The sequence below is a fragment of the Ilumatobacteraceae bacterium genome (assembly GCA_033344875.1).
Taxonomy (GTDB): Bacteria; Actinomycetota; Acidimicrobiia; order Acidimicrobiales; family Ilumatobacteraceae; genus Ilumatobacter.
This window is the reverse complement of the sequence record JAWPMO010000001.1, coordinates 4866335-4880575: the sequence shown is the minus strand read 5'-3', so window position 1 is coordinate 4880575 and position 14241 is coordinate 4866335. Positions and strand designations below refer to the sequence as shown.

Here is a 14241-nt window from a genome sequence, read left to right as displayed (position 1 = left end):
TCCTCGGATCTGCACACGGTTTATCAGATACCGCTAAACTCAGGGCATGTTGGAGGAACGTTACGACCCGGTCGCCAACCCGTACGCGCCCGGGGCCGGGACCCCTCCCCCCGCCCTCGTCGGACGAGATGCGATCCTCGAGGCTGCCGACATCTCGCTGCAGCGGCTGCGGGCGGCACGGACGAGCCAACACCGGTTGATCACCGGCCTGCGCGGCGTCGGCAAGACCGTGCTGCTGGGCAAGCTCTCCGCCCTCGCACAGCACGTCGGCTATCGGGTCATCCGGATCGAGGCGGTCGGTGGCGACGACACGCTCCGCAGCCTGCTCCGCCAGTCGCGGCGCATCCTCGAGGATCTCGATCGCAGCCAGAAGGTGACGCGGGCCCTGCGTTCGATCGAGTCGGTCGCGATCACGCTGGCGGGCACCGGCGTCACGATCGAGCGCACCGCGGCCACCCCCGACCGCGAGGCACTCGCCGACGTGGTCACCGACCTCGCCACCGCCGCCGCCGACCACGACCTCGGCGTGATGCTCGCGATCGACGAGGCCCAGTCGATCGCCGGCGACGACCTGCGCCGGCTGCTCGCCGGGGTGCACCGGTGCGGCCAGGACGGCCTCCCGCTGGCCTGCGTGCTGGCCGGTCTCCCCAACCTGGTCGGCGACGTCGCGAGGGCGGCCACGTACGCCGAGCGGATGTTCACGGTCGCCGACCTCGGACCGCTCACCCCGGAGCAGGTCGCGCGCGCGATCGTCGAACCGTCGGCGGAGATCGGCGTGGAATGGACGGAGGACGCGACCGATGCGATCGTCGATCACTCCGACGGGTTCCCGTTCTTCGTGCAGACGTGGGCGTACCACACGTGGAACACCGCCCGCGACGAGCCGATCTCGGCCGCCGACGTCGAGCGGGCACAGCCGCACGCCGATCACGCCCTCGACACCTCGTTCTTCGCCGCACGGATCGCCCGGATTCCTTCGTCGGAGGTCGCGTACGTCCAGGGACTCGCCTCCCTCGGCCCCGGACCGCACCGGTCGGGCGAGGTCGCCGAGGCGATGTCGATGCGGACCCCGCAGGTCGCCGCCTTCCGCGAACGACTGATCACCGAGGGCGTGATCTACGCACCTCGGTACGGCTGGGTCGAGTTCGCGATCCCGCACTTCGACCGGTACGTACGGCGGGCGCTCCCCCGCTGACCATCGACCGCTCCGCAGCGTGGACGCCGCACGGGGTGATCACCTGAACGTCCCCTCGAGGCGGTGTACGGGATGCCGTTCAGCGTGCACGACATCTGGGGCGACCGGCTCGCTGCGTACCACCGCCGACCGTCGGGCCTCTCACGTTGACACGATCGCGTCGATCATCGTCCCCATGGCGTCGACGAGCGACTCGATCGCCGCCCGATCGACCATCCGGTCGGCGGCGCCCGATCGCACCTCGGACGCCACGGCGAACAGGTCGGCGTGTTGCGGGAGTCGCGCCGCCGCCCATGCACCCGCGGCGTTCTTGGAGGTCACGTCCCCGGTCTCGGCCGTGAACCACATCCGGGCGATGCCGAGCGCACACCACTCGACGGTGCCGCCACCGAACTCGGTGCGATCGGGGTCGGCTGCCAGGATCTCGGCGATCTCACCGCGCACGCTGCGCCAATACGTGTCGACGTTCTCCCGCACCCAGGCCCGTCGGTCGGAGGCGTCGAGACGGACGTCGAGCGACGCCGTCGACGGACCTCGCACCACGACGGCGTGCTCCGCGAGCGTGAGCCAGACGACCGGGTTGGTCTCGAAGCACTCGGCGTCGAAACGGAACTCGCCGTCGAGCGTCCACGCCCGCTGCACCGACATCGGCGGCGAGGCCACGTCGGCCCACGACAGGAACGGACCGTCGACCGTCGGCCCGTCGCCATCCCGCCGGTACGCCTCGTGGGCCGCATCGAGTCGTTCGACGACGTCGGCGTCGGTCGGGTCGGCGACGAAGGCGATGATGTCGATGTCGCTGCGCGGCGTCCAATCGCCGAGCGCCACCGATCCCACGAGGTACAGCCCCTCGACCACCCCGGGCGCGAGCCGGTCGTGATGACCGAGCCACGCCTCGACGGCCGCCTCGACCGGTGCCGGCAGGGACGGGGGCGTCGAGTCGGCCATCGCCCCATGATGGTTCGCAGCGACACGGGATCCGTGTCGCCCACCGCAACGGAGCCCAGCGCCTACAGGTGGTACCCGCTCGTGTCCGCGATGAGATGGGTCGAGTTGAGCGTGTACAGGCTGATCCGACCCGAAGGTTGCGAGAGCGGGAGGATCGCCAGGTTGGCGATCGTGTCGTCGGCCACCAGGTAGTTGACGTTGGACGACCCTGGCTGCGGCTCGTCGGACGGCCAACCCGTGACGAAGCCGATGCCGCCCGTCTCGGTGACGGTCAGGTTCAGCACGACGGCGTTCGCGGTCGACGGGATCCCCAGCAGCCCGGTCACTGCGAAGTCGGTGGTTCCACCGGCCGCGACCGGACTCGCCTGGGTGTCACGGGTGTCGAGCAATCGGGCCGGCGCCAGCGGCACGAACAGGCCGTCATCGGTGTCTTCCGCCGCGTCGTCGGTGTAATAGCCGGTGATGTCGGCGAGCAGGTGGGTCGACGACAGGGAGTAGAACGTCACCTCGCCCGACGGGGACACCGGGACGATCACCGAGTTGGCACGCGTCGCGCCGGCGGTGACCAGGTTGACGTTCGAGGTGTTCGGACGATCCACGTTCGACGGGTAGGCGGTCACGAAACCAGGGGCGCCCGCCTCGGTGCCGGTCAGGTTGACGACGACCGCCGAGACGCCGCTGTCCGGCACGTCGTTGGCACCGGTCATCTTGATCGTGATCGTCCCGCCGGCCGGGATCCTGCCCTTGGGGCCGGGCGGGGTCTCGGCGGGTCGGGTGTCGAAGACCCGCTTCGGGGTGACCCCGATCAGGCGACCGGCGGTCGCCGACGACGTCTGCCGGTAGTAGCCGAAGACGTCGGCGATCAGGTGTCCGCCACCGGGACCGCCGATGAACAGCGAGACCTCACCGTCGTCGCCGACGGGCACGACCACGAGGTTCGGGGCGGTCTGACCGACACCGGACACGTTGATGTTCGACGCGGTCGGTCGGCTCACGCCCTTCGGATAGGCGGTCACGAACCCAGGTCCGCCGGACTGGGTCACCGTCACGTTCATCACGACCGCGTACACGTCGTCGTCGGGCACACCGCCGACACCGGTGACCGGCACGTCGATCGAGGTCTCGCCGGCGACGAAGCCCTTGGGTGCGCCGGCGGGAGACGCCTCACCCGGCCGGGTGTCGAGGATGCGCGACGGGGTGAGCGGGACGAACGCCGCCGTGCCGATGTAGTTGACCGGTGGGATCGCGGTCGGGAGTTCGTCGTCGCCGATGTCGAGTGGCTGACCGGAGCCGATCTCGTTGGCGTCGCCCCAGCAGCGGACCGTGTCGTTGTCGAGCAGCGCACAGGTCCCGTGGAAGCCGGCCGACACCGCCTTGGCGGTGCGTCCCGCTCCGAGCGCCACGGGCCCACCCGAATCGGGCGCCTCGTCGTCGCCGATGTCGTCCGTGTTGCCGTAGCCGAGCTTGCCCGACGACGCGTTCCCCCAGCACGTCAACGTTCCATCGGCGAACACGACGCACGCGTGGGTGTCGCCCAGATCGATGTCGACCGCCTCCTTGCCGCCGAGATCGACCTTCGTCGGCTCGACCGGCTTGGTGTTGGTACCGGACGAGTACCTACTCGCCACGCCGTAGCCCCAGCAGTAGACGTCGCCGGCGACGTCGATCGCACAGGTGCTCCCGGACCCGGCGCTGATCGCGACGGCGGCGGAGCCGTCGAGGTCGAACGCCGCGACGTCGCTCGGCACCTCGTCGTCGCCGACGTTCTCGGGCAGCGGGCCCGGCGGCTGGAACGGCATCGAGTTGCCGGCACCCCAGCAGCGGATCATGCCGTCGTCCAGGATCGCGCACGCGTGGGACCCACCCGCGGCGACAGCGGTGGCATCGGCACCGAGACTGACGACCGGACGGCTGGCCGGTGTCTCGTCATCGCCCACGTCGTCGGTGCTGCCCTGACCGGTTCGCCCGGCATCGCCCCATCCGAAGCAGCGAACCGAGCCGTTCTCCAGCAGCGCACACCCGAACAGGTAGCCGGCCGCATACGAGTCGACGTCGCCGCCGACGTCCGTGACCGGATTCGCGGTCGGCGGAGCGCTGTAGCCGGTGCTCGCGGCGCCGGGTACGCCCAACTGGCCGCGCACGTTGCGCCCCCAGCACTGGAGATCGCCGTTGTCGAGGGCGGCACAGCCGTGTTGCGTCCCCGTCTGGATCTCCCTGACCGTTCGACCCGCTCCGAGTTGGAGCGTCGGGAGGGTGTCAGGCGTCTCGTCGCGACCCTGCACGGTCTGTTGCACGGCGTTGCCGGCCTGCCCCTGGTTGTTGCTCCCCCAGCACCGTGCCTGACCGTTGTCGAGGATGACGCACGCCGTCCCGTGCCCCAGCGACACGCGAGCGGCGTCGTCGCGGCCCGCCCCGGGCGGCGCCGACGCGCGCTCGGCCACGACCTGGCTTCCACCCGCCATCACCACCGAGCCCGTCAACAGCGACAGAACGATCAACATCCGCTTCATGTGGCACCCCCGCACCAACTCGTCGTCCGCCGCAACCTACGAAGGGTCCGCCGGCGGGTCAAACGAATTCGCCCGCGGCCGGCGGCGACGACATCGACGCCACCCCGGATGCTCGGATGATCTCCCACGGGTGGCACCGCTAGCCTCGGCCACACCATGGCGCACGAATTCATCTACTCCTGTTACAAGCTCGCCCGGCACTACCCGCCGGACAAGACGGTCCTGGAGAACATCTCCCTCTCGTTCTATCCGGGCGCCAAGATCGGGGTGATCGGGTCGAACGGTGCCGGCAAGTCGAGCTTGCTGAAGATCATGGCCGGCCTCGACGACGGGTTCTCCGGCGACGCCCGCCTGACCCCCGGCTTCAGCGTCGGTTACCTCTCCCAGGAGCCCGAACTCGACCCCGACAAGGACGTCAAGGGCAACGTGATGGACGGCGTCGCCGCGGTGCAGTCGATCATCGACGAGTACAACGCGGTCATGGCGCAGTGGGCCGACCCCGACGCCGACTACGACAAGATCGGCAAGCAGCAGGCGGCGCTCGAAGACAAGATCGCGGCGGCCGACGCCTGGTCGCTCGAACGCAACGTCGAGATCGCGATGGACGCGCTGCGCTGCCCACCCGACGATGCCGACGTCACCAAGCTGTCCGGCGGTGAGAAGCGCCGCGTGGCGCTCTGCCGACTGTTGCTGTCGCGCCCCGACCTGCTGCTGCTCGACGAGCCGACCAACCACCTCGACGCCGAGTCGGTCTTCTGGCTCGAACGGTTCCTGAAGGACTACGCCGGCACCGTCGTCGCCATCACCCACGACCGATACTTCCTCGACAACGTCGCCCAGTGGATCCTCGAACTCGACAACGGCAAGGGGTTCCCGTTCGAAGGCAACTACTCCTCGTGGCTCGAGCAGAAAGAGGCGCGTCTCGCCCAGAACGAGAAGTCGAACATCGCCCGGCGCCGCACGCTGCAGCGCGAGCTCGAATGGGTGAAGATGTCGCCGAAGGCGCGTCAGGCCAAGGGCAAGGCCCGCCTCGCCGCCTACGACAAGCTGCAGTCCGAAGCCGAGGCCGAACAGGACACGAGCAACAAGCTGGAGATCGCGATCCCCCCGGGCCCGCGTCTCGGCGACACCGTGATCCAGGTCGAGGGCCTCACCAAGGCATTCGGCGACAAGCTCCTCATCGACGACCTCTCGTTCTCGTTGCCGCCGGCCGGCATCGTCGGGATCATCGGCGCCAACGGCGCCGGTAAGACCACGCTGTTCCGGATGCTGATGGGCCTCGAAGAGCCCGATGCCGGCTCGATCAAGATCGGCGAGACGGTGCAGCTCGCCTACGTCGACCAGTCGCGCGACGACCTCGACGCCGACAAGACGATCTACGAAGAGATCACCGAAGGCGTCGAGCACATGAAGGTCGGCAACCGCGAGATCCACGGCCGCGCCTACGTCGCGAGCTTCAACTTCAAGGGCACCGACCAGCAGAAGTCGGTCGGCAAGCTGTCCGGTGGCGAACGCAACCGCGTGCAGCTCGCCAAGGTGCTGAAGGCGGGCGGCAACGTGCTGCTGCTCGACGAGCCGACCAACGACCTCGACGTCGACACGTTGCAGGCCCTCGAGTCGGGTCTCGAGTCGTTCCCCGGATGCGCCGTCGTGATCTCCCACGATCGCTGGTTCCTCGACCGGATCGCGACCCACGTGCTCGCGTTCGAGGGCAACAGCGAGGTGCGTTGGTTCGAGGGCAACTTCAGCGAGTACGAGGAGTACAAGCGCAAGGAACTCGGCGAGTCGGGCGACCAGCCCCACCGGATCAAGTACAAGAAACTCGCCTGACGACGAGCTTCACCGTCGGCCCGGTGGGCGAGATCGACGCCCGCCGACGCGACGCCGTCCGCAGGTTCCCCTGCGGCCGGCGGGTCGATCGGTCAGGGCAGCTCGGACACGGTCACCACGGCATCACGCCGTAGTAGCCGACGAACGGTTCGCGTCGTTCGGGATGCGCCCACTCGTCGTGGTGGTCCGGCGCATCCTCGACCTGGTCCTTCGTCATGTCGACGAACACGGTCCGACGATCGGCGTCGATCTGTTTCACCGCGCGGGCCGGGACGACGCGCTTCTTGCCGAAGATCCAGAAGCCGGTGTCGACGATCAGGTACGAGTCGCCGGCCGCACCGCTCCATTCGTGGACGGTCCCGATGTGCCCGTCGGTGGCCTCGACGTCGAAGCCGTCGAGGTCGAGACCCGTGGTCTCGATGTCGATGCGGTAACTCCACAAGTCGGTCATGTCGAACTCCTTTGCTGACGAGCCCGCTGCACGTCGCGTACCCCTCGCCGGTGATGACGAAACTCGCAGCGGATCCACCGGCCGACACCGCCGCGGCAGGTCGGCATCCCTACGCTGTCGCCGAGAGCGGGGCCGAGTGGCCCAGGTACGACGGCACGACGAGACGAGGAGCACCCATGACCAGCCAGCGACACCACGAGGTGGTGGTGATCGGTGCCGGCGTGTCTGGCCTCTACCAGATCAAGCGCCTGATCGACGAAGGGTTCGACGCCGTCGTCCTCGAAGCCGACGACGACCTCGGCGGCACGTGGTATCGCAACCGGTACCCCGGCTGCCGGTTCGACTCGGAGAGCTACACGTACGGGTACTCGTTCTCGCGTGAACTGCTGGACGAGTGGCACTGGAAGGAACGGTTCTCGTCACAGCCCGAGAACCTGCGCTACCTCAACCACGTCGCCGACAGGTTCGATCTGCGTCGTCACATCCGGTTCGACGCCCGGGTGGAGCAGATGACGTGGGACGACGACGCCCGAACGTGGCACCTCCGCCTGACCGACGGCGACGAGTACACGGCGCGGTTCGTGGTCGCCAGTCTCGGTCCGCTGTCGGCCCCGACGCTGCCGCGGCTGGAGGGGATCGACGACTTCGAGGGGGAGGCGTTCCACACCTACCACTGGCCGAAGGAGCCGATCGACCTCACCGGCAAGCGGGTCGGCGTGATCGGCACCGGAGCGACCGGCATCCAGGTGATCGGGGCGATCGCGGATCAGGTCGGCGAGCTCACGGTGTTCCAGCGGCGACCCAACTGGAGCGCGCCGCTCAACAACGGGCCGATCTCGGAGACCGAGATGGCCGACATCCGGAGCCGGTACGACGAGATCTTCGCGCTGTGCGCGTCGACACCCGGAGGGTTCATCCACGGACCCCGCCGCGACTACGCGGAGCACACCCCCGAGCAACGTCGGGCGCTGTGGGACGAACTGTACGAGACCCCGGGGTTCGCGATCTGGGCCGCGAACTACGCGGAGACGTTCATGGACGAGGCGGCGAACCGCGAGTTGTCCGACTACCTCGCCGACCGGATCCGGGGTCGGGTCGACGACCCGGTCGTCGCCGAGAAGCTGATCCCCAAGGACCACGGGTTCGGCATGCAGCGGGTGCCGTTGGAGACGAACTACTTCGAGGTCTACAACCGGGATCACGTCCACCTCGTCGACCTGTCGGAGTCGCCGATCGAACGCATCACCGCCACCGGCATCCAGACCACCGCAGCCCACCACGACCTCGACATCATCGTGTTCGCCACCGGATTCGACGCCATCACCGGCGCGTACGACCGCATGGACATCCGAGGCGTCGACGGGGTTCGTCTGGCGGACAAGTGGGCGGATGGTCCGAGCACCTACTACGGCCTGCTGACCAACGGGTTCCCGAACCTGTGCATGGTCGCCGGGCCGCAGAGTGTCTCGGGATCGTCGAACTTCCTCGAGCGATCGAGACCGGTGTCGACTGGATCGTCCGACTCCTGGAGCACGCCCGCGAGCACGGCGTCGATCGCATCGACGCCGAACTCGATGCCGAGCGGGCGTGGCTCGACGAGGTCGTCACGGCCCAGGAGCGGATGCTCATGCGCGACGGCAAGGGATGGTTCACCGGCTACAACACCAACATCGCCGGGCGCGACCTCACGAAGGTTCGCTATCAGGCGTACTTCGGGGGAGCCCCGAAGTACAACAGGGTGGTGACCGAGGTCGCCGAAGCCGGCTACCCCGGTCTCGCGATGTCGACCGCCGACGAGCTGATCGCCCGCTGACCGCCGCTGATCAGTCGCGCAGCGAATACGTCAGCATGGCGTTGCCCGCCGACGTGATCTGACTGTCGACCAGCCGGAGGCGGGTGAGCGGCACGCTGTCGTCGAAGACGCGTCGACCCTCGCCGGTGATCGCCGGATGCATGGTGAGCGTCAGCGTGTCGATCACGCCGGCCAGGAAGAGCGAGCGGACGGTTTCGATGCCGCCGGCGACCGTGATGCCACCGCCGTCGCCCGAGGCGAGGGCACGCACGTACTCGACGGGGTCGCCCTCGATACGCACACTGTTCCAGCCGAGGTCGCCCCGGATCGTGTTGGACACGACGTGTTTGCGTACCGGATTGATGAAGTCGCCGAAGCCGTCGTCGGAGTTCGCCGGCCAGTACTCCGCCCACTCCGACCAGAGCGTGCGTCCGATCACGACGTCGGTGACACCGGCGATCGCCCTGCCCATTGCTTCGCCTTCTTCCGGCCCGAACGAATCGAACTGGAACAGGTTGGGCGACTCGTTGACGCCGTTGACGGAGCTGAACAGGTGGGCGGTGACGGAGCGGGTCATGGTGGGGTGTCCTTTCGGTCGAGCGGAGCCGGATGCGCCGCTGCTGCCCGTACTGACGACGTGACCTGCCGAAACTGATCGCTCGTCGCTGACATTTCTGTCCGATCGGACGAGATCGTCACCGAGCGGCCGCCGTGAGCACCTCGGGGAGGTCGAACTCGGCGAAGACCTCGGGGCCCATGAAGTGGGTGATCGCGGTCAGGCGACCGTCGGCCACGTCGAGGACGTGCAGCGCGAAGGGCTCCCAGCGGTCGTCGCCGACCGGGTGGTACACGCCGACCGCAGGCCGCCGGTTGGCCGACGCGACGACCGTGAGCGAGCCCCGACACACTTCACCAGGTCCTCGCCACCACCGCTCGACCTGTTCGGCACCTCGAAGCCAGAGCTCGAACGGCGGCATGGAGAACACGACGTCGGCGGCCAGCAGCGTCACGAGGCGATCGACGTCGTAGGCCTCGAAGGCAGCGACGTACCGCTGCAGCACCTGCGCCTCATGGGGGTCGACCGGCTGCGCCGGTGGCCCGTCGCTCGATCGGCCGAGGGTGCGGCGACCGCGGGCCAACGCACTGTTGACCGAGGCCACCGAGGTGTCGAGCACGTCGGCGCACTCGGCCGCCGACCATGCCAACACGTCGCGCAGCACCACGACCGCTCGCTGCATCGGTGGCAACTGCTGGAGCGCGGACAGGAAGGCGAGCCCGACCGAGTCGCGCAGCGCCGCGGCATCGGCTGGGTCGTCGGCGAGTCGGTCGGATCGGATCGGACCGACCCACGTCTCGGCCGGCCGCGTCGACAGATGCGGCTGACCGGTGCCGAGCGTGCCCGGTCCGGCGAGGTCCATCGGGAGCGCACGCCGCTGCGGGGCCTTTCGCATGTCGAGGCACACGTTGGTCGCGATGCGGTGGATCCAGGTCTTCATCGACGACCGTTCCTCGAAACGGTCGGCGGCCCTCCACGCCCGGATCATCGTTTCCTGCACGGCATCCTCGGCCTCGGAGGCGGCGCCGAGGAACCGGTAGCAGTAGCCGAGGAGCTCCCGACGGTGCTCGTCGGCGAGCGCCACCACTCGGTCGGCAACGTCGGTCATCTCGGCGGACTGTAGCCCCGACCGACGGAACGGTGGGCGTCGAGCGGGACCCGTTCGATGCTCGACGACGACTCGCATGGATCGACCGAGCACGGGTCGCGGCCCGACATACGGCTCGGCATCGACGAGTTGACCAGAGATTGACCAGAAATCGAACATACGTTCGTTTTCTTGACGTTCCCGCTGGTAGATTGGGCTCGAACACAACGATCTACAGGAAGTTCGACGGGGTTCGACAGGGGCTGGGGGTGACGATCATGCGAAACGACGGGGTGCTCGACGCACTCACCGATCTGCTGCACTTCGACCCCGATGTCGCCGACCGCGCCGACATCGGCACCATGATCGGCCGGGCCAATCACGTGTTGGGGTGGGTCCAGGCGGCCAACGTCCGTCTGGCACGACGGCTCCGCGAGCTCGAGGCAGCCGGCGAATCCGAGTCGGCCTCGCACGCCCTGATGGACGAGGGCCGACGCTCCGGTCGTGAAGCCAAGGCGACCGAGCAGCGCGAAGAAGTCTGCAACGAGTTCCCGCCGCTCGAAGACGCCCTCGCAACAGGGGCGTGCTCGACCGACCACCTCGACGCGTTGCACCGGCTCACCAAGGGGCTCACCGACGCCGAGCGATCCGACCTGCACTCCGTGGCCGACGACATCATCGGGTCGGCCACGTCCGACTGGGTCTCGGAGTTCGAACGCAAGACGCGCAACATCGTCGACAAGATCAAGGAGATCCACTCCCCCGGCAGCGACGTCGCGGAACTCGAACGTCAGCGTGCCGCGTCGAAGATGTCACGCTGGGTCGAGAAGTCCACGGGTATGTGCAAGACCCTGATCGAACTCGACCCGATCCGCGATGCCCAGTTCCACAGCGCCCATCAGGCGCAACTCGCGCGCTTGAGGTCCGAGCCCGATCAGGCCGGAGTCCCCTTCGCCGAACTCCAGGTGGAAGCGTTCATGGCGACCGTCTCGTCCGACGCTCCCTCCCCCAAGTCTGCCGACGTGACCATGCACGTCGATCTCGGGACCGCATGCCACGGGCGGCATGGCGCGACGATGTGCGAACTCGCCGACGGGACCCCCATCCCGGTGAGCACGGCGCAGCGACTCTGCTGCGAGGCGACGATCGCGCTCGCCGCCATCGACGACCACGGTGAGGCGGTGGCGGTCGGCCGAGAGTTCCGCACGGCGACCCGGGCCCAGCGACGAGCGCTCTCGGCCATGTATGCCACCTGCGCCCACCCGCACTGCGAGGTCGGCGTCGACCGGTGTCGAGTCCACCACATCGTGTTCTGGCGCAACGGTGGCCGATCCGATCTGGACAACCTGATTCCGGTGTGCGAGCGGCATCATCACCTGGTGCACGAAGGCGGCTGGCAACTCACGATGACCGCCGACCGAAGATGCACCTGGATCCAGCCCGACGGCACGATCTGGCACGAAGGTCCCAGCATCAATCGGCAACGAGAACAGGAACGGGAACGGGAACGGGAACGGGAACGGGAACGGGAACGGGAACGACGACGATCGTCCGACCCACCACGATCGGCCTGACCGGCCCGACCGGAGCTACTCGTCGAGCGTCCAGGATCTACGTCGCCAGACGACGCATCGACATGACCACGTCCAACTTCCGAACCGCCGGCGTTCGAGCGGCCCGTCCCCCGATCAACCTCAGCGCCCGCTTCGCCGACCTCACCTTCGGCACACCCGGTGCCGTCAGCTTCGGAAGCGCCGAGCAGGCCCTCAGCGGCTCGACGAGCGATGGTCCCGCCGGATCGGTACACCGCCGGCCGTGGGGTCCCGGGTCAGCCGAGCGGCTCGACGCGGTGCTGGATGACGAACACGCCGTCTCCCGACGCCGCCTCGCAGCCACGGAGGTACTCGATCACCTCGGGGTTCTCGGTCCACCAGCCCAGGTTGTCGAGATCGTGGTAGCCGCCGCCCGCTGCGATGCGGTCGCCCGCGACGAGCACCAGGCCGTCGACCAGCACGGCGGGCGGTTCGGCCTGCCAACGGGCGCCGAACGGCCACAGCAACACCGAGTCGCCGACCCTGGGGCAACCGTCGCCGCCGAAGACGAGCTCGCCCTCGAGCAACGCGTCTTCGCCTCCCCCATCGCGGCGCTCGGCCCCGTAGGCCACGAGACCGTCGACACCGCCGGCTGGGTCGAGCCCTGCCGTGTCGCCACCAACAGGCTCGGTCGAGCTCGCATCGTCCGAGCCCGATTCGCCGACGAACGAGAGGCCATCGCCACCCGGGGCGGTCAGGGTCAGCCGGTTGCCGACGATCTCGACGGTCATGCCCGACTCGACGACGGCGATGATCGCGCCGTCGAGGGCCTCCGACTCGGGGGCGCAGGCTCCGGCGGTCGGGTCGTCGATCGCCGACAGGGTCGGCACCTGCACCGTGGCACCCTGGAGCACCCACTCGCCCTCCAACCGGCGGCAACCCGTCGAGCCGGTGAGCGTGCCGTCGTCGTGGAACTCGATGAAGGCGTCGTCCATGCCGGGCGAGTTCGAAGCGGCGTCTCCGGTGATCAGGGTGTCGAGCCTCCAGGCGACGCCGACGAGTTCGGTATCGGCAACGGGTTCGACGCGTTCGAACTGCAGTCCGGTGCCGACTCCCGTCTCGGCCAGCGACAAGGTGTCGGCCAACTCGTAGGAATCGACCCGGCCGAGCGCGGCGAGGAATTGCTGCTCGAGTTCCATCACTTCGGGCTCGCAGCCCATCTCGGTCCAACTCAGCTCGCCGACCACGAACGAGCCGCCGAGACCCAACTCGTGGCCGACCGCGACGGTGCCGCCGTAGCCGTTGCACGCCGCGGTGCCGCCGATGCGATCACCGTCGATCGACATGGTCACGTTCCACCCGTCCACGAGTTCGATCTCCTCACCGTCGAGATGCCCACTCACGAGCACCCAGTCGCCCTGAGCCGTTTCGTCGGTTGCGTCGTCGGTGGCGTCGGCGGTGGTGTCGTCGGTGGTGTCATCCACCGTCGGCACCGGCGTGCCGGCCGGCCCGGTGTCGTCGCTCTCGTCGCCACATCCGGCGGCGACGAGCGTCAGGGCGACCAGCAGCGAAAAGGACGATCGAAAGGTCTTCATGTGGGTTCGACGCTAGCGACCACCGTCGGGTTCCCGGATCGAACGCGATCGTCTCGAGCTCGAGCGGAACGACGTGAGCGACCTCAGGTCGCCAGCGCCGACGACACCGCCGCAGCCGCCTGGGAGACCTGACGGCCGAACCGCTCACCCGGCGAACGAGTCAGCCGGTCGATGGGGCCCGACACGCTGACCGCGGCGACGATCACGCCGGAGGCGTCGACGACCGGGGCGCTGACCGACGCCACACCGGGCTCGCGCTCCTCGACGCTCTCGACCCAGCCCTCGACTGGCGCTTCACCCGACAGCACCCGGCCGGCCGAACCGACGTCGAGCGGGAACAGCACGCCCTCTGGCACGATCCACCGCAGCGCATGCGGCGACTGCAGCGAGATGACACATCGGCGATGGGCCCCCTCGCGGACGAACAACTGCACGCTCTCCTCGGTGCTCACCCGGAGCGACTCGAGCGCTGGGAGCGCCAACTCGGCGAGCGGGAACCGATCGGCGGCGGCCCGGCCCAGCGAAGCGAGCTCGGGCCCGAGATCGAACCGTCCGTCGTCGTCACGGCGCAACAACCCGTGCTGCTCCAGCGCCACCGCCAGGCGATGGGCCGTTGCCCGCGGCAACCCGGTGGCTGACTGCAGCCCACCGAGCGACAGCGGCTGTTCGGCGACGGCACGCAGCACGTGCACCGCCTTGTCGAGGACTCCTACGCCGGTTACGATGTCCATACCGCAAGAAGTGT

Annotated in this window: 11 protein-coding genes; 4 read left to right on the top strand and 7 right to left on the bottom strand. The window is 68.7% G+C overall.

Annotation, left to right across the window (positions count from 1 at the left end):
• Nucleotides 1–46: 46 nt before the first annotated feature.
• A complete protein-coding gene (locus R8G01_23005; GenBank protein MDW3216878.1) occupies nucleotides 47–1195 on the top strand; it encodes an ATP-binding protein in 1149 nt (382 codons plus the stop codon).
• A 141-nt stretch (nucleotides 1196–1336) separates the two neighbouring features.
• On the opposite strand, the gene R8G01_23000 is transcribed toward R8G01_23005, so the two are convergent.
• Both R8G01_23000 and R8G01_22995 read right to left on the bottom strand, forming a co-directional pair.
• Nucleotides 1337–2143 (bottom strand): DUF4111 domain-containing protein, encoded by an 807-nt coding sequence (locus tag R8G01_23000; GenBank protein ID MDW3216877.1) that lies wholly within the window; start codon nucleotides 2141–2143, stop codon nucleotides 1337–1339.
• Between the two features lie 62 nt (nucleotides 2144–2205).
• The gene (locus R8G01_22995; protein MDW3216876.1) at nucleotides 2206–4653 is read right to left on the bottom strand and encodes a hypothetical protein; all 2448 of its coding nucleotides are present in this window, start codon (nucleotides 4651–4653) and stop codon (nucleotides 2206–2208) included.
• Between the two features lie 156 nt (nucleotides 4654–4809).
• Between R8G01_22995 and ettA the strand changes: the two genes are divergently transcribed.
• Nucleotides 4810–6483, top strand: coding sequence for an energy-dependent translational throttle protein EttA (ettA, locus tag R8G01_22990; protein ID MDW3216875.1), 1674 nt, complete (start codon nucleotides 4810–4812; stop codon nucleotides 6481–6483).
• Between the two features lie 112 nt (nucleotides 6484–6595).
• Here ettA and R8G01_22985 read toward each other — a convergent pair whose 3' ends face one another.
• Nucleotides 6596–6934 carry a PRC-barrel domain-containing protein gene (locus tag R8G01_22985; protein MDW3216874.1) on the bottom strand — a complete coding sequence of 113 codons (339 nt, stop codon included), beginning with the start codon at nucleotides 6932–6934 and terminating at the stop codon, nucleotides 6596–6598.
• Between the two features lie 176 nt (nucleotides 6935–7110).
• Between R8G01_22985 and R8G01_22980 the strand changes: the two genes are divergently transcribed.
• Nucleotides 7111–8679 carry an NAD(P)-binding domain-containing protein gene (locus R8G01_22980; protein ID MDW3216873.1) on the top strand — a complete coding sequence of 523 codons (1569 nt, stop codon included), beginning with the start codon at nucleotides 7111–7113 and terminating at the stop codon, nucleotides 8677–8679.
• Between the two features lie 78 nt (nucleotides 8680–8757).
• On the opposite strand, the gene R8G01_22975 is transcribed toward R8G01_22980, so the two are convergent.
• On the bottom strand, nucleotides 8758–9303 hold the full coding sequence (locus tag R8G01_22975; GenBank protein MDW3216872.1) for a dihydrofolate reductase family protein: 546 nt from the start codon (nucleotides 9301–9303) through the stop codon (nucleotides 8758–8760).
• A gap of 118 nt (nucleotides 9304–9421) precedes the next feature.
• Nucleotides 9422–10390 (bottom strand): RNA polymerase subunit sigma-70, encoded by a 969-nt coding sequence (locus R8G01_22970; GenBank protein ID MDW3216871.1) that lies wholly within the window; start codon nucleotides 10388–10390, stop codon nucleotides 9422–9424.
• 248 nt (nucleotides 10391–10638) lie between these two features.
• Here R8G01_22970 and R8G01_22965 point away from each other — a divergent pair, with 248 nt between their 5' ends.
• Nucleotides 10639–11943, top strand: coding sequence for an HNH endonuclease (locus R8G01_22965; protein MDW3216870.1), 1305 nt, complete (start codon nucleotides 10639–10641; stop codon nucleotides 11941–11943).
• A gap of 254 nt (nucleotides 11944–12197) precedes the next feature.
• Here R8G01_22965 and R8G01_22960 read toward each other — a convergent pair whose 3' ends face one another.
• On the bottom strand, nucleotides 12198–13496 hold the full coding sequence (locus R8G01_22960) for an META domain-containing protein (protein ID MDW3216869.1): 1299 nt from the start codon (nucleotides 13494–13496) through the stop codon (nucleotides 12198–12200).
• A gap of 83 nt (nucleotides 13497–13579) precedes the next feature.
• Nucleotides 13580–14227: an IclR family transcriptional regulator gene (locus R8G01_22955; GenBank protein MDW3216868.1), complete on the bottom strand. Its 648-nt coding sequence runs from the start codon at nucleotides 14225–14227 to the stop codon at nucleotides 13580–13582.
• Nucleotides 14228–14241 lie beyond the last annotated feature (14 nt).

Bases quoted from the DNA above. Each gene is read 5' to 3' on its own strand.
- R8G01_23005 (MDW3216878.1), top strand. From the start codon at position 47: ATGTTGGAGGAACGTTACGACCCGGTCGCCAACCCGTACGCGCCCGGG.
- R8G01_23000 (MDW3216877.1), bottom strand. From the start codon at position 2,143: ATGGCCGACTCGACGCCCCCGTCCCTGCCGGCACCGGTCGAGGCGGCC.
- R8G01_22995 (MDW3216876.1), bottom strand. From the start codon at position 4,653: ATGAAGCGGATGTTGATCGTTCTGTCGCTGTTGACGGGCTCGGTGGTG.
- ettA (MDW3216875.1), top strand. From the start codon at position 4,810: ATGGCGCACGAATTCATCTACTCCTGTTACAAGCTCGCCCGGCACTAC.
- R8G01_22985 (MDW3216874.1), bottom strand. From the start codon at position 6,934: ATGACCGACTTGTGGAGTTACCGCATCGACATCGAGACCACGGGTCTC.
- R8G01_22980 (MDW3216873.1), top strand. From the start codon at position 7,111: ATGACCAGCCAGCGACACCACGAGGTGGTGGTGATCGGTGCCGGCGTG.
- R8G01_22975 (MDW3216872.1), bottom strand. From the start codon at position 9,303: ATGACCCGCTCCGTCACCGCCCACCTGTTCAGCTCCGTCAACGGCGTC.
- R8G01_22970 (MDW3216871.1), bottom strand. From the start codon at position 10,390: ATGACCGACGTTGCCGACCGAGTGGTGGCGCTCGCCGACGAGCACCGT.
- R8G01_22960 (MDW3216869.1), bottom strand. From the start codon at position 13,496: ATGAAGACCTTTCGATCGTCCTTTTCGCTGCTGGTCGCCCTGACGCTC.
- R8G01_22955 (MDW3216868.1), bottom strand. From the start codon at position 14,227: ATGGACATCGTAACCGGCGTAGGAGTCCTCGACAAGGCGGTGCACGTG.